Here is a 15,668-nt window from a genome sequence, read left to right on the forward strand (position 1 = left end):
AACTGCCCCCTTTCACTTACTTGAGCTTATCGTGGGGATACTGATGAACCCGCTCTAAATTCAAGAATTGTTGTTGGCGCAAGACTTCATAAATCACAATGGCCGCACTGTTAGACAAGTTCAAAGCCCGAATATGCGTGTCGTCTTGCGGAATCCGAATGCACTTCTCTGCATGCTGCCGCATAAAGGGCTCTGGTAGCCCAGTTGTTTCCTTACCAAATAGGAAGTAATGATCATGCTCATTCACCTGGTAATCTGGCTCCGTATAGTCTTGATCCGCAAATTTGGACACTAAGTATAGTTGGCTCAAATCTGAAATGGTATCTAGAAAAGCTGGTAGGTTTTCATGATAGCGGACATCAACTTTGTCCCAATAATCCAGGCCAGCCCGTTTAAGATGGGCATCATCCACAGAAAACCCCAAGGGTTTAATTAAATCCAAAATGGTGTCGGTACCAGCGCACGTCCGGGCAATATTTCCGGTATTGGCTGGAAATAACGGTTCAAATAGCGCAATGTGGTTAGTCATAAAATTCTCTTCTCCGATCTATTATCAAACATTCGTTCTGTCTCACTATTATAGCCATTTCGGCTAGTGTTTGACAAGAGGTGTCCCAACGTGAGATGCCCATCTGTTATCAAATTAATGGGACAAAAAAAGCAGCTCCTCGGTGTGGGCACGGCGAGGAACTACTTTAGTGAAGTGCTACTTGTCTGCCGCTAACAGTTAAACGCTGATATCGACCGCCAAACGATTTCTCATGAGTCAATATAACACGCTGCTGTCAGCTTCGCAAGTCCTTTTCCTAAGATTTTTAAACGTTTTACCTAAACCCCTTGTGCCGTTAGGAGGGTTACATCCACCGTAATTGCGGGAAACGGATTAGCCCGCACTTCTGCTAGGCGTGACTCGTCTGCGCCCCAGTGCATCGGTGTCATCAACATGAGATCCGCAAACAATTCTGTGGGCACCGGCACTTGATAGCGAATGCGCTGTGTTGTGGCCATGGGATAATGCTGCTGGAACAGGTTCAACACATTACTGTTATCATAACTTGCATGAGTGCTCCCTGCAGGAAAGATTGCCTGACGTAATTCAATAAGGTAATCAGCGTTAGGGATAACCTTGAGCAATTGTCCCCCTGGTGCCAGAACACGGTTGAATTCCTGATAAGCTGACGGCGAGAACAGATCTAAAATAGCCGTAAACTGCTGGTTGGCAAACGGCATCTGCGCCAAATCAGCAACACAGAAGAAGGCCCCACTAGCTAGTTGCGTCGCTAAATTGATCCCTGGTTTTGATAAATCGAAACCAATCGCTACATCTTCAGTATTATTCCGTTGGCGTAAAACATCGGCTAATGGTGTTCCTTCACCACAGCCCACATCCAAAATCGTCTGTGACATTTGGGGAAGGTGGGCGACAAACTCATCCGTAATTCCACGAAACAAGCCCGCTTGAAGCATCCGCCGTCGTGCAGCTAACATCGCATTGTCATATTCACTGGCCACTGCTCGTTGCATAAAGTATAACGTCCCTTTTTTGGATAAATCCACGCCATGACCGTTGGGACACCGCAAGCTGTGACCCACGACGGCCTCATACGGTGTTAGACAGACTGGGCAACGAAATAATCCCGGTTGAGCAGCCAAAAAAACGGCAGCTTGGTCAATTTTCTTCATTTTTTTCGACTCCTTGATTGCCTTTATCGGCCGGTTGAGTGGCTTCATATCCACCGATAAATTTCTGATACCACTGGAAAAACTCAGTGGCAATAACTTTAATCACGGCATAGCCTGGGATTCCCAGCACCACACCAACAACACCAAATGCTTTGCCGGCCACTAATAAGATAAAAATAATCGTTAGCGGATGAATCTTCAAAGAGCTACCCAAAACAAGTGGCGAAATTGCTCGTCCCTCTAATGTTTGCTCAATCACAAAGACAATCAGCACTTTTATCAGCATCCACGGGGAAATAAAGGCGGCAACGATGACAACTGGTACCATCGCCAAGAAGGACCCCAGATACGGTACCAAGTTCAAAATACCGGCTGAAATCCCCAACAACAGCGCAAATGGCAGACCGATGATGAGAAAACCAATATAAAACATGATCGCAACGATAAAGGCAACAATTAACTGTCCTCGAACGTAGTTACTAACCTGTAAGTTCATCTCCCGTAACAGATGAACCACGTCTTCTCGTCGCTTAATTGGAAATAATCGTGCCAAGTACTCAGGAAGTCGATGACCATCACGCAAAAGATAGAACAGAATGAAAGGCGCCGTCACCACCGCAACAGCAATTGAAACTACGCGGCTCACAATCCCGCCCACGGAGCTGACGGTGTTCTTAGCCAGACTTGAGATCGCGGACGAAGAACTGTCAGACAATTGCTGGTTGAATTGCTCTAGCTGTTTTCGAATACCATCTAGTCGATCATCTTTGAGCCAATGCATGGTCGTATTGGTAATTTCACGCCAGTAATGAGGCCACTCCGTGATCAATCCAGTTACTTGTTGTTGAATCATAGGAATTAAGCTGATAATCCCCCACGCGAGTAACCCAGCCACGATCACAAATAAGCCACTTATCGACCAGGTCCGTTTCACATGCTTCGTTTCCAGCCAATCCACAATCGGATTTAAGAGATAGTACCCGACTCCTGCTAATACAATAGGTAAACCGAGGATCTCGCCCACCAAGACAAAGGGGGTTGCGAGCCAAGGGACTTTACTTAAGACTAATAAAATGAGTAAAATAAGAAGTATGACGGTTAGGACGGAAACTAGGCGATTGTTGATAACCCAATTCCAGAACCAAGAGCGCCGTTGCTTCGCGGGTTCTTTCATTAATTGTCCCTCCTAATCTGAATTAATTTAAGTGCATATATTGTAACATACTGTTACCTGCTGTGACTAAAGCGGGAACGTTAGAGAGGATGTCAACTTTGCTATTAACAGAACCTTTATTAGAGAACTATGTGCAGTTGCCCAACGCAGTAGCGGCTGGTAGTAAGCGTGTCGCATTAGCTGATAATCTAGCTGTGGGCGGAACCACCGTTAGTAAAGGCGTGATGGGTGAAGCTGTTCGATATGCCCATGAACATCAAGTAAGCATAGAGTTGGTCATTGCGCCGCGTGGCGGTGTGTCACCTTACAATGACGTTGAGATTAAAATGATGGAAGCTGACCTGCTAGAGGCCCAACAACTGGGTGTAGATGGTGTCATCTTAGGTGCTTTGACTGATCAACAACAGGTCGATACCGAAGCCCTAACCCCGCTGATTGCGGCAGCAGGCGGTATGAGCCTCACGTTCAGCACAGCATTTGATCAGATTCGTCCACAAGACCGCGGGACGGCCATTGATTGGTTAGCAAACCAAGGATTTGATCGGATCTGGAGCGCTGGTAACTCAACAGACCGGCTTGCCGACTGGACGGCTAGCAAACGATTGGCAGATTCTGTTGGTTTAACGTTAGTGCCAACAGATGTCACTGTAGCCGAAGTTGCCAAAATTAGTCAGCAGCTTGACGTCCATTTGATTGCTGGTCCAGCTGTGATCGATTTATAATCACTATCAAAAAACTGTGAAAGATTGCCAAATCAGCCATCTTTCACAGTTTTTCTTATTAATGGGATTCCGAATGAATATCACCGAAAGAAATCATACATCATAAAACAATTATCCGTAGCCCCAAAACGCGTTGTGTGTTCATACAATCGTCCACTATACTCAGTATAAACACACTTTGCCTTAAGTTTCTTGCTTTCAAAAAGCTTCAGCCTATTCAGTTGTGCCTTCTCAATACCAGTCAATCTATCCCCTAAATTCTGACCAATAAAATAGTTCATACAACAATCCTCCAAAGACAGAATCAATTAAAGCCACCACCATATTTTCTTTAGCCAAAGTAATCTAGTAATCTTTGCCACTTCTCAAAAACCGTATCTTCTGAATAACGCTTAGCATTCTCATAAGCTGCATCACTGTACTGGTTCAGTAACGACTGATCATCCAACAGCTTAATCATGGCCTCGGCCAATTGTTCTGGCTTGCCATCTTCCGTCAAAATACCGCTAACACCATCCTGAATAATATCACTTGGGCCGTACTTAACATCATTAGCAATCATCGCTACACCGTGGGACTGGGCTTCCAACAACATCAAAGAAAATCCCTCAGCGCGGCTTGGCAGCAAGCCAATTTGGGCACGATTATAGACGGCATTCACATCTGTTGTATAGCCCTTAAAGCTAATCACGTCATTCAATCCCGCATCTGCTACCTGTTGTTTTAATTGCTTTTCAATATCACCGTTAGCGTACCCCCACAGTTCCAGACGCGCATTCGGAAACTGTTCGCGAACTTTCGCAAAGGCTTGAATGGAATGATTTTGTTGCTTCTCTGGGGCCAACCGGGCCACGTGAACAATCAACCCCTTTTGTCGCTGTTCAAAGTCCTGATGCTTAGCCGCAATTTCCGCATCAGTCACATAGCCAACTGGAATGGTAAAGGCCGGGATGCTCTTACCAAAACGGTCTTCGATATCCTTGCTTTGTTCTGGTGTTGCAGAAATAACCGCATCCCACTTATCCCAATTATTCAAGGCATTCGTATAATTATTATTCAAGGTTGAGTGCAACATATCACTTGGATCGCTAACATGATCGTTATGCAGATGCAAGACCTTCTTTGCCGGCGTCTGCATGTGGAACAACCCCCAGTCACATTCCACTGTCCGGTCACAAATAAAGACATTGTCTTCACCATTCGCATTCAACTCATCGTAGAAAAATCGAGTTAAATCATTCATCCCTGTAAAAACCCAGCTTCCTTGATGGTAGTTAACAACCTTCCAAGAAATGCGTTCTTTACCCGTACGATCCAACAAGTGATTTTTCTCGATATGAACCTGACCATCAGGACCAAAGTACTGTTCTTGTGAGATCTTGCCATCCCAGTCAAAATACTGTTCTAGACACTTAAAACCTCGTACGTCCCACCAGGTCATCTTCAGTGTTCGACCATTGACGTCAAAGTACTGGATATTACTAATTTCTTCACTATTTTGACGGAAGTAAATAATCATCAGCATCTTTCCTTGGCTGAAAATCTGCAATTGATTATCTTTACGCGTGGAAGTGGTATTAACCGGTAGCGATAGATCATTCATCGTAAAAGTCTTTGTAGCCACATGCATACTGCCACAAAAGAATTCAAACAGATTAATAAAGTCTTCACGTGCAATACCCGACTGCTGTAAAACATTTTCTAATTTCATGGAAAACACACGTGTCACAATTTTAGCGGGGACATGATGCTTTTTAAACAGATCTAAGCGATTGATTTCTGCATGTTCAATCCCCGACTTAGAATATTGCATGTTATCGTTCAAGAAATAATACATACCAGATGTCTTCCCTTCTTAGGCAAATTTAAAATGAGGTTTTCAGATTACGTTGCCAACGATTCCAAACCTTACGGCGAGTCCATCGCGTATGCGCTGACGTATACGCTGCCTTGCTAAAGTCAGCCAATAACTTATCATCATTAAATAAATCAACAATCTTTTCAGCCATTGCCAGACTCTGACCGGAATCAATCAAATAACCATTAACGCCTTCATCAATATATTCAGCCGGTCCATAGTTAAATCGATAACTAACGACTGGCAACCCATGCATCATTGCCTCAGCCATTGCAACTGGACCCCCGTCAGCAAAGGCCATGTTTACCAAAACCTGATAATGATCATATTCACTTTCAATACCTGGTGTGTAGTCATTCAAGGTAACATTATGTTCCAGATTTAATTCAGTAATTAGCTTTTGCATATCTTCCAAATACTTAGGATCACCATATCCAAACAGAGTAAAGGTAGCTGCTGGCACACGATCCTTAACTAGAGAAAACATCCGCAGTAATTGATCAATCCGTTTATCTTGTGCGATCCGACCAACGTACAGTAAACTATGCCGTTTACGCTGGTCCGGTGTAACCTGATCATCAGCCTCTTTGGATAACGGCAAAGTTGTCGCCGCCGGCATCGCAAAAATATTGGCAGTCGGATAACGCACCGAGAGATGTTCTACTTGTTGGACCGTAGCAGTAATAAACCCATCAAAATGCTTAAAGTGCTCAAAGGCCGGCTGTAAGAAGCCATCCAAATCCGCGTGAACTGGATCATTCGGATTAACAGCATGATTGATTGGAATGTATACATACTTACGGGAAGCGTCATCTAACGCTAAGAGCGGTTTAACTCCGGTCCCTGGTCGATCACTAATGAAGGTAGTCGTCCCTTCAGCTTGTTTACTCAATTCTTTTAAGAAAAAGACGAACAGATCGTCACTGTTTTGGAAGAAGCGATCTCCCTCACCGTGATAATTCTTTAAAATCACTCGTGATAGTAGTGGATTGCCTTGAGTATCTGGTGCATAGTATTCTTCCAGCACATTTTTACCAGTTGGTGTGTAATACCGTTGCATAATTAATTTGCCATTCTGCCCAAAGTATTGCGTCGCTGACTTGAATCCTCGCCAGTCCCATAGATCTGTTTCAATTCGATTACCTTGGGGATCAAAAAATTCTTGATAAAACACTCGCCCAATAGTGCCGGGAATGAAGCCCACATTTTCAACCAATGTATCTCCATTAGACACTTGACTATAATTCGCACCGACTGAGATTTCATAGTCAATTGGTAAATGAATGTCGTCGGCTTTCAAAAAAACAGATTGTTTTAAATCCGTCGCTTCCTGAAAATAATCAAACATGTTTATCACTTGCTCATCTGTCAGACTAAAGTCAGTAATCGTTCGATGCAGCAAACGATCATAAATCTTTGTGACAATCTTAGCTGGTTGCTTATAGTGCGTAAATAGTTTCACCCGATTAATCGCAGTGTGTTCTACACTAGAATTCTTTTGCAGAATGTATTCATTAATAAAATAAAACACGGCCTAACACTCCTCTTCATAGTTATTGAGCGCTTACTTTTTTTCCCAAGGATATTTGCCATCTTTGTCTTTAGGGGTGTTCTTCATCATATGCTCTGTTCTTTTATCTAGCCGTTTACGTGTTTTCTTCTTGTTCTTGAAGCGCACAAACAGTACTAACCCACAAAAGATGACGTAAAGCGACATTCGAATGGCAAATTGAACCTTCTTATAGGCGAAAATGCTCGTCAGAATAATCATGGCTTAACCCTTTCCTTAATACGTATAGTTATAGTAATTAATTAATCCGGATAAGAAATGCTCACAGTCATCAATTCTCGTACGGAAGTGATCATGCCGGGCAAAAAAGCCACCAACAAACTTATATGGTGCATAAAAATACATGGCTAATTCTGGCTGGAAGCTTCCCGTTGCCAGCTCATATTCAACTCGATCCTTCCAGATTCTTCGTAATCGAATTAAATCATACGTCTCTAACAAATCATCGTTGCCCGTAAGCTTGATGATATCCGTCATCTTCACAGCAACATTCATTAGCTCCAACGGCGTTGGATATGACGTATCTCGCTTCGTAATAAAATCTAGGTGACTAAAAACATTCTTAAGGCCCAACTTCATATACTCTCGATTATTCGGAAGAATCTGCAAGGACTCATTTACTACATAAGATATCTAATGGTCATGATATTTGCCATAATCATTATCAACCATGAAGTCTAAAGATTGCTTAACCATTTTTAAGACCTGTTTATCTTGAGTGAGTTCGTAGAGCCGGGCCAATGCGAATGTAATCTCACCCTCATAATAAATAATCCGAAACTCATCTTTGACCGTTAAATCAGTATTTAATACATGATTATAGCGCCCAGACTTTTGACGGAAGAACACAACTGCATTGAATGCTTCCATAAGTCGCCGTAAAAAACTAGCATCTTTTGTGACCTCCTGATACTTACATAGGGCCAAAATAAGCATTGCTTGGGCGCCAAGCTTAATTTCATCGGTTCCCTGTTTCCGTTTTTCTACCACAAACAACAATGGCTTTTTTTCATGCTGGTGATTAATCTATCCCCCATTGTAGCGTTTTCTTAGCTCGTCTAGTATCCTCATAGTTTCCAGTAAAATCAATCGCTTCCAATAATGCATATACTGAGGAAAAATGTCGAACACTATTATAATTGCTTAAAATCCGCTGAAGTCCCGGATAATATCCGTAAATAAACTTACCGTCTTCTTTAATTTGCCGAGTCAAGAAAGCCTCACCTGCTACTAAGTAAGACTGTAATTCCTTTTTAGGATTTTCTAAGCGTCGTACTCCCTTTTCCGCTGTCTCTGTATCATTTAACACCCAAATCTGCTCACCATCAGAAAAGATACCAGAAGTCGTAAATAACCAAACATACTCGCTACTCTCAATATCAAAACTTAGTTGTCCATTTCGCCGTCTCAGATACTTAGTAACTTGCTGATAATCAATCCACGACTCCGAACGTCCTTTACCTACACATCTCTAAGAGGGCCGTTTTAAAATCTGCATCAAAGCTAACACCTTGCCGCCAGTAATTCATCCGCGTCATCTCATGTAAAATCCGTTCTAACTGAGCGCGCCGTTTTCTTTGAACCGAATGGATGACTTCAATTCTAATCCAAATATTCTGCGGTGCTTTCGCTAATAGCCCTTCAATCGGTTCCCAAGCATGCTTAAAGCTCACCGCACGAATAAATTTTACATCAGCTCGGTGCCGTCGATCGGAAATAGATACCGCTAACGTAACGCTGTCAGTTGCATAATCCTTCATATTTCCTAGTTTTTCCATAGCCGCTTTAAAATCTTTTATTAGGCTTTTCTTCATACCGATTATTACCACCAACGCGAACCTTCGTCGACCATTGGACAGCCATCCTCCTAGTCAGATGGCAACCCCTTTTACATAGCTTATCAATCAGCTTTTTGGTTCATTGCTCGTATAAATTTATATTAGCATAGTTTTGCTCTACATACTAATACAGCTGCGAAATAGTTTTGTCAAATTATTATTACTTAAAATCTGATTTATCACAACCATATTATCAAAACTAGTGAAAAATACGCGATTACGAGATTCTTATTCAAACTGGTGTCTCTTTCATTATGTTGTTTTTTAATTTAATTCAGTATTTACTAAAAAATGCATCATTTTTAAAATGAAATTTAAAAGGCCTATTTATCCCAATTACCTCTAGCCACAAGGATTGCATTATGCTCACATTTACCGATATGTGTGATTTTAACATTTCAACATTAATCCACCCATAAACACGAAAATGGCCACGCAATTAAGCATGGCCTTTTTCGCTAGTAGCTCACTGACTACTCTTTCTTTTTGGTTATTGATCATCGTCGCGTTTCCGGCGTTTACCATCAATAAGTCGCCATGAACCAGCACTAATTGCTGAAAGTGCCGCAGCTAGCGGAACTCCAGTTTTACCCAGCTCCACCTTTTTTAGAGTTAATCAACTATCAAATTCTTGAGAAATAACTCGCGCCATATCATCTGGCAACGGGGCATAACAGGTTACCCACTTACCCGCAAATGGCTGAAAAAACTGCACGCGGGCGCAGTGCAACGCTTGTCGCTGAATCCACGGATTAGTTGGTCGCCCGTACAACCAGTCCCCTAATAAGGGGTGCCCCGCGTTTGCACAATGCACCCGGATCTGATGTGTTCGCCCCGTATGCAGCTTGACCGCCAATAGACTTGCCGTTGCTGACGTTGCTCGCACCCATACCTCCGTTTCAGCAGCTCGTCCATCCGGTCTAACCGTCCGTTTAATAAAGGACCCTGCTTCGCGCCCAATCGGTCCCGTCAACTGCTGATGAGCCGGCATCATCCGACCACTTGCCACCGCAACATAACGCTTATCAATTTGTTTCAGTTTTAATTGCTTGTCTAACACTGAGTGGGCAAAGTGGTGTTTGGCAAATAACACCACGCCACTCGTATCTCGATCCAATCGTGTAACAATATGGGTCACCGTACTCGGCGCTTGAATCGTCAGCAGATGCCCTTTGACCCGATTCGCTAACGTATCCTCCGAATAGAGGTGCGAGGGCACTGACGCCATCCCTGCTGGCTTATTGACGACCAGAAAGTGCTCATCTTCATACAGAATATCTAAGGGCGCAAACGACGGCGTCACGTGCGGGTTATCTGGCTCTGGTGGTAATTGCAATCCGACCACTTGCCCTGGCGTAGCCATCGCAATCACCCGCACCGGTTGACCATCCAACGTTACCACACCACCATGGAACTTCACCTGTTTTAAAAAAGTCCGCGTGACACCGTGGGCCATTAACACGGTCCGCACGTGCACGGGACTTTCACCAGTGACTTGCCATTCAAATGTCATCATGCGTTCTCCCTCCCAATAAAGGAAGATTCCACACGTTGCCAGAAATGCGTATGCCGATACTCCGCAAAGGCAATCCGCTGCCGGGCAATTCGGTACGTAATGGCCTTGATTGGTCGGCCCTCGATTCCCAACTGATCACACATCAACACGTTGTCAGTCGGATCAGCCGGCTCGATACGAATCCACTCATCCGCCGGAATAATCAAAGGCGATCCCAACGTCCGGAAAACCAAATTATTAATAGAGGCAATTTCGGCCATCTGAACGGCATTAAAACGTGGGTTCAACACCGCACCACCGACTGATTTATTATAAGCCGTCGAACCAGTTGGCGTCGAGATGCACAGCCCGTCTCCTCGGAAACTTTCGAATAACTCATCCTTAATATAAACATCGGCAACCATTGTCCCCGAGACCTTCTTGATAGTTGACTCATTTAGCGCCAATGCTTGATCTGGATGGGTACCATCCGCATACTCTACCTGTATCGTCAACAACGGGTAGCTCACGCTTTGACCGTTGTCTTGCGCCAGACTATCAATTAACTCTTGAACCTCATAGTCGCGCCAGTCCGTATAAAAGCCGAGGTGCCCCGTATGTATCCCAACAAAGCGAACCTTATCTAGCCGGTCATTGTAATGGTGAAAGGCCGACAATAATGTCCCATCGCCACCAACCGTCACGACCACATCAGGGTCCAAACTATCAATTGGAACGCCTGCTGCTGTTAAACCTTTTTGTAAAGCGGTCGCCACCTTTTGAGAGGACAACCCATTATTACTAAAAATGGAAACCTTCATATCATTCTTCCTTGCTTGGCCGTGCCGGCGAACCGGTGGTGCCATCATCATGTTTGGGGGTATACTGCTGTGCTTCTTGAATTTCTTCGCGAATTTCAGACATTTCCGTATCCAGCTTAAACGCTGCTTCGGCTGCACGCTGCAGTCGATCACTTAACGCTTTAGGAAACGCACCTTGGTACTTATAATTTAACGAATGTTCAATCGTTGCCCAAAAATTCATGGCCAACGTTCGCACCTGAATTTCAGCCAAGATCTTTTTTTCACCGGACACCAGTTGAACCGGATACTCAATAACAATATGGTAAGAACGGTATCCACTTGGTTTTTCATTGTGGATGTAATCCCGTTCCTCTAAAATCGTTAGGTCAGTCCGGCGTCGCAAAAGATCAACTACTTGATAAATATCTTCGACAAATTGACACATGATGCGCAAGCCCGCAATGTCTTGCATATCTTGTTCCAACCGTTCTTCTGCAACGTGTCGTCGGGACATCTTTTCCTTAATACTAGCGATTGGCTTAACTCGGCCCGTCACAAATTCAATCGGTGGTCGTTCACTTTGATTCTCAAATTGTTTACGAATACCACGTAACTTCACTTTCAGCTCGCTCACGGCCTGTTGATAGGGTAATAAAAATTGATCCCAATTGGTTACCATACTGACTATCCCCCAACTTTAATTACACGTTCCATCTTACGATTCTACCATATTTTAACCAGAATCGAGAGTAATTACCTCAACGACTTGTGGTTTTCTTCACTAATTATGCATTCGTCACGCCCCTTCATTTTTACAAGGCGTTTAGCTTTACCTATCTGGAAAAATGTTGCATGATTAGGTTGCGTTTTAAACGAGTAAGTTACTAACAAACAAATGTTCCGAGTTGCTATTTTTTGAAATTTTGCTAATGTAGTGGTATTGTTATTTTTTGGTTGGTCACCAACCAGGATGGATATTAGGAGGAAGCAATGTGTTAGAAGTCTATTTGTTTGTTAACCCATTGGGCGCACCGTGTATGCGTTCCGAACAAAACATTATGAAGTTAGCGGCGCGTCTTAATAACAAGGTATCCTTTCAGTTCGTGCCCCTGTTGACACAACAGGTGGTGGCACGATCACTTCCGGCACAGCCCACTTTAGCTGAGCGTAATGCCCAGTTCAAGGTTCATTATAATGCTATTTTGGCTTATAAAGCGGCGTTATTTCAAGGTAAACGCAAAGGCCGTGATTTTCTACTTAAGATGCAAACAGCCGTTGTTGCGGATCATCAACAGTTCTCGACTGATTTAGCCTTATCTTTAGCTCAAACCTGTCATTTGGATATTGATATGTTTAAGGAAGATTGTTCTTCTGACCTAGCCAAGCAGGCATTCAAGACCGATCAGAAGTTGGCTGCTGAAATGAAGATTACCCAATCTCCTTCGGCCGTTATCTTCAATTGTGATGTTTCTCAATGCGGATTACTGCTAAATGACGTGACTTACGAAGCACTCTGTGAAGTCTGCGAAAGCCAAGGAATTGCGACAAAACAATCCTTAATGGCTGAACCAACTTATGCACCAAACTTAGGCTCAACCACCACTTTACAGCCTAATTTGCACGTTCTCTAAGTTTAATCAATGCTCACCACTAGCTATTACCAGACAGCTAGTGGTGTTTTTTTGGTCAAAAATAGTATTATTTCGCGTTTATCCTGAAGAAAAACACGCAAATGATAATCAATATGGTATGATTGATCCAACTATTTTTTGAAGAACAAAGGGGGAACGTCTATGCCAACCGCTATCGTCACGGACACTGCCGCGTATTTAACCGCTGAGCAGGTCGCACAGTACCACATTACAGTTCTGCCGATTACCGTTATTTTGGGCGACCACCAGTATCCTGAATCCGAACTCAGCCTCGCCACTTTCTACGACTACTTGAAAACCAATCAAGAACTCCCAACGACTGCGCAAGTCTCCTTAGGCCAAATTGAAACTGCCTATGATCGGTTGGCTGCAGCTGGTTTTGATGAGATTATTTCGATTCACCTTTCAAGTGGGATTACGTCATTTATGAGTAACCTCAAGATGTTTTGCCAAACCTACACAAAGGCCAAGATTTATCCGGTTGACTCACTCGTTGCCAGCGCTGGCGAAGCTAATCTTTGCCTTCTGGCTGGTCAAATGGTTGCCAATGGTGACTCTGCCAGTGAAATTGTTCCCGAATTAGAGAATCTCCGCGACACCATGCACGTTTATTTCGCGGTTGACAACCTCAGTCATCTGGCGCGAACAGGACGACTAACCAACCGCTCCGCTATGATTGGCAACCTGTTAAATATCAAGCCCCTATTGACCTTTAATGACGCCGGTCAAATCATTGCGATTGGTAAGGAGCGCACTATGCGCAAAGCCTTTAACTACATGCTTGCTAAGCTGAAAGCTACCTTACAGCAAGTCGATTATCCACTCGTCGTGACGGTTATCAATGCGAATAATCCTGAACTGGGTGCTCAGTGGACCGCCACGCTTACTGAACAATTCCCCGAAGTCCGACTTGTTCAAAGCCAGCTCGGACCGGCTATTAGCGTGCACACCGGTGAAAAAACTATGGGGTTAATTTGGCAACGTGATTGGTTGCCTACTGATTAACCGTTTAAAAAGCACGACCCATTCTGATTTGAATGAGTCGTGCTTTTTAGTGCATTCTCTATTTTAATTCATGCGCCAATTGCGTGAATTCTGCCAAACGCTCGTCGAACGTTGCAAAAGCCGTCTGCAAATAGCCCGGTTGCGTCATATCGACGCCCGCTTGTTTCATCACATCAAGTGGTAAGGCAGAACTTCCCGCCTTTAGATAGGCCAAGTAGGCATCCCGCTTTGCCTCGTCGCCACTCAAAATTCGTTGCGATAACGTCGTAGCCGCCGCAAACCCGGTTGCGTACTGGTACACATAGTAGTCATAGTAGAAATGTGGAATTCGGGTCCATTCATCAGCGATTTGTGGATCGGAAATCACGCCATCACCGTAATAACGCTGATTAAGTTTGCCGTAGAAATCACTCATGAAGTCAGCTGTCAGAGTTTCACCAGCGGCATCCTGTTGGTGAATGTAGTCCTCAAATTCTGCAAACTGCGTCTGGCGGTATACCGTGCCTTTAAAGCCATCCAGATAATGGTTTAATACGTAAGCTCGCACCTTGGGGTCAGTCTGGGTTTTCAACAGATAGTCCGTCAGCAAGTTTTCATTCGTTGTCGAGGCAATTTCCGCAACAAAGATTGAATAATCACCATACTGGTACGGTTGATTTGTCCGAGTGTAATGGCTATGCATGCTGTGTCCCATCTCATGAACCAACGTGAACAAGCTTTCCAAGCTATCTTGCCAATTCAACAAAATATACGGTTTGGTATCATACATCCCGCCTGAGTAAGCGCCCGTTCGCTTACCCTGATTTTCAACCACATCAATTGCCCGACCATCAAACATCTTTTGAACATTGGCAGTGTAATCCGGTCCCAAAACTGCTAGTGCCTTTAACGCCATCTCTTGTGCTTCTTGGTAGGTATATTTCAAGCTGGGTTCACCCGTAATTGGCGTATACAGGTCGTACATGTGCAGTTGCGGCAAGGCCAAAATCTCTTTGCGCAAATTAACATAGCGATGCAGCGAGTCTAAATGCTCATTGACTGTTTCCACCAAGGTATCATAGACCACTGCTGGCACATTGTTGCGACTCATTGCGGCCGCTCTGGCACTCGCATAGTGACGCGTCTCAGCGCTAAAATTATGCGTTTTGACTTCACTCGCCAAGGTTGCAGCAAAGGTATGTCGGAATTGTTGATAAACCGAATATAATGCTTCAAAGGCCTGCTGCCGCACCCGTGGTGTTGTGGATTGTAGCAAAACACCATACAGTCCTTCTGACAGTCGCACATCGTTGCCGGCCTCGTCTTGAACAACCGGAAACTTTAGATCAGCATCACTCAGCACACTATAAGTTTTAGCAGATGCACCAAAGATATCACTAGCCCCCGCTAACAATTTTTCCTCCGCCACTGACAGCGTATGTGCCCGTTGCTGGCCCAATACGTCAAACACATGCTGATAATCTGCCAGCCGGGGGTCGTTATCAATCAGCGTTTGCAGCTGATCCGCTGACAAGGCCAATACCTCAGGTTCAAACCAAGCCGTGGCGGCACCCACAGTTGCCACCAAGCTCTCGGCCTGCCCCATTAATGCTTGGGCCGCAGCATTGCCGGTATCCTGATCATTGTTTAAAGACGCATAGACGTATACCCGCTCCAACTGGCGATTCAAATCAAATACCGCCGTCGTGACACGATATAACGCGACCCCACTTTGGGCCAATTGTCCCTTCAAGCCGGCCACAACCGTTATTTGCGCTTTAATCGCGGCAATTGCGGTCTTAAAAGCTGCTTCGTCGGGAAAAATAGTTGTCAGGTCCCAAGTCAGTGCCGTGGGAACCTCTGATCGTTTCGGAATTTGTTTCACTTTT

At 44.2% G+C, this 15,668-nt stretch carries 17 protein-coding genes; 3 read left to right on the forward strand and 14 right to left on the reverse strand.

The window, feature by feature from the left end:
- Positions 1-16: 16 nt before the first annotated feature.
- The 3 genes from ACP4IT_RS04030 to ACP4IT_RS04040 all read right to left on the reverse strand — a co-directional run bounded on the left by ACP4IT_RS04030 (position 17) and on the right by ACP4IT_RS04040 (position 2,857).
- Positions 17-529, reverse strand: coding sequence for a tRNA (cytidine(34)-2'-O)-methyltransferase (locus ACP4IT_RS04030; protein WP_011668185.1), 513 nt, complete (start codon positions 527-529; stop codon positions 17-19).
- Positions 530-828: 299 nt separating this feature from the next.
- Entirely contained in the window at positions 829-1,683 is an 855-nt protein-coding gene (locus ACP4IT_RS04035) for a methyltransferase domain-containing protein (protein ID WP_011668186.1), read from the reverse strand.
- Positions 1,670-2,857 carry an AI-2E family transporter gene (locus tag ACP4IT_RS04040; RefSeq protein ID WP_011668187.1) on the reverse strand — a complete coding sequence of 396 codons (1,188 nt, stop codon included), beginning with the start codon at positions 2,855-2,857 and terminating at the stop codon, positions 1,670-1,672. Before ACP4IT_RS04040 ends, ACP4IT_RS04035 begins: the two co-directional genes overlap by 14 nt.
- Positions 2,858-2,946: 89 nt before the next feature.
- Here ACP4IT_RS04040 and ACP4IT_RS04045 point away from each other — a divergent pair, with 89 nt between their 5' ends.
- Entirely contained in the window at positions 2,947-3,579 is a 633-nt protein-coding gene (locus ACP4IT_RS04045; RefSeq protein WP_035465430.1) for a copper homeostasis protein CutC, read from the forward strand.
- A 331-nt stretch (positions 3,580-3,910) separates the two neighbouring features.
- Here the strand turns inward: ACP4IT_RS04045 and ACP4IT_RS04050 are convergent, their stop codons facing one another.
- The 10 genes from ACP4IT_RS04050 to ACP4IT_RS04095 all read right to left on the reverse strand — a co-directional run bounded on the left by ACP4IT_RS04050 (position 3,911) and on the right by ACP4IT_RS04095 (position 11,822).
- On the reverse strand, positions 3,911-5,416 hold the full coding sequence (locus ACP4IT_RS04050) for a glycosyltransferase (protein WP_011668189.1): 1,506 nt from the start codon (positions 5,414-5,416) through the stop codon (positions 3,911-3,913).
- Between the two features lie 28 nt (positions 5,417-5,444).
- Positions 5,445-6,968, reverse strand: a complete 1,524-nt coding sequence (asp1, locus tag ACP4IT_RS04055) for an accessory Sec system glycosyltransferase Asp1 (RefSeq protein WP_011668190.1) — start codon at positions 6,966-6,968, stop codon at positions 5,445-5,447.
- Between the two features lie 33 nt (positions 6,969-7,001).
- A complete protein-coding gene (locus ACP4IT_RS04060) occupies positions 7,002-7,208 on the reverse strand; it encodes a hypothetical protein (protein WP_015473902.1) in 207 nt (68 codons plus the stop codon).
- A 15-nt stretch (positions 7,209-7,223) separates the two neighbouring features.
- Positions 7,224-7,586: a hypothetical protein gene (locus ACP4IT_RS04065; protein ID WP_426855167.1), complete on the reverse strand. Its 363-nt coding sequence runs from the start codon at positions 7,584-7,586 to the stop codon at positions 7,224-7,226.
- 54 nt (positions 7,587-7,640) lie between these two features.
- Complete coding sequence (locus ACP4IT_RS04070; protein ID WP_021741809.1) at positions 7,641-7,997, reverse strand: hypothetical protein; 357 nt, start codon at positions 7,995-7,997, stop codon at positions 7,641-7,643.
- Between the two features lie 31 nt (positions 7,998-8,028).
- Complete coding sequence (locus ACP4IT_RS04075) at positions 8,029-8,316, reverse strand: hypothetical protein (protein ID WP_024855566.1); 288 nt, start codon at positions 8,314-8,316, stop codon at positions 8,029-8,031.
- 148 nt (positions 8,317-8,464) lie between these two features.
- The gene (locus ACP4IT_RS04080; RefSeq protein ID WP_225351005.1) at positions 8,465-8,821 is read right to left on the reverse strand and encodes a hypothetical protein; all 357 of its coding nucleotides are present in this window, start codon (positions 8,819-8,821) and stop codon (positions 8,465-8,467) included.
- A 640-nt stretch (positions 8,822-9,461) separates the two neighbouring features.
- Positions 9,462-10,361 (reverse strand): RluA family pseudouridine synthase, encoded by a 900-nt coding sequence (locus ACP4IT_RS04085; RefSeq protein ID WP_011668196.1) that lies wholly within the window; start codon positions 10,359-10,361, stop codon positions 9,462-9,464.
- On the reverse strand, positions 10,358-11,161 hold the full coding sequence (locus tag ACP4IT_RS04090) for an NAD kinase (protein WP_021740943.1): 804 nt from the start codon (positions 11,159-11,161) through the stop codon (positions 10,358-10,360). The genes ACP4IT_RS04085 and ACP4IT_RS04090 overlap by 4 nt, the downstream gene beginning before the upstream one ends.
- Position 11,162: 1 nt before the next feature.
- The gene (locus tag ACP4IT_RS04095) at positions 11,163-11,822 is read right to left on the reverse strand and encodes a GTP pyrophosphokinase (RefSeq protein WP_011668198.1); all 660 of its coding nucleotides are present in this window, start codon (positions 11,820-11,822) and stop codon (positions 11,163-11,165) included.
- A gap of 313 nt (positions 11,823-12,135) precedes the next feature.
- On the opposite strand from ACP4IT_RS04095, the gene ACP4IT_RS04100 reads away from it, so the two are divergent.
- Together ACP4IT_RS04100 and ACP4IT_RS04105 are read left to right on the forward strand one after the other, a co-directional pair.
- The gene (locus tag ACP4IT_RS04100; RefSeq protein ID WP_011668199.1) at positions 12,136-12,774 is read left to right on the forward strand and encodes a ClpXP adapter SpxH family protein; all 639 of its coding nucleotides are present in this window, start codon (positions 12,136-12,138) and stop codon (positions 12,772-12,774) included.
- 162 nt (positions 12,775-12,936) lie between these two features.
- Positions 12,937-13,800: a DegV family protein gene (locus ACP4IT_RS04105; protein WP_011668200.1), complete on the forward strand. Its 864-nt coding sequence runs from the start codon at positions 12,937-12,939 to the stop codon at positions 13,798-13,800.
- 58 nt (positions 13,801-13,858) lie between these two features.
- On the opposite strand, the gene pepF is transcribed toward ACP4IT_RS04105, so the two are convergent.
- Positions 13,859-15,664, reverse strand: coding sequence for an oligoendopeptidase F (pepF, locus tag ACP4IT_RS04110; protein WP_024855562.1), 1,806 nt, complete (start codon positions 15,662-15,664; stop codon positions 13,859-13,861).
- Between the last annotated feature and the right edge of the window lie 4 nt (positions 15,665-15,668).

Source organism: Levilactobacillus sp. LN180102, from assembly GCF_050106635.1.
In the GTDB taxonomy this organism is placed as follows: Bacteria; Bacillota; Bacilli; order Lactobacillales; family Lactobacillaceae; genus Levilactobacillus; species Levilactobacillus brevis.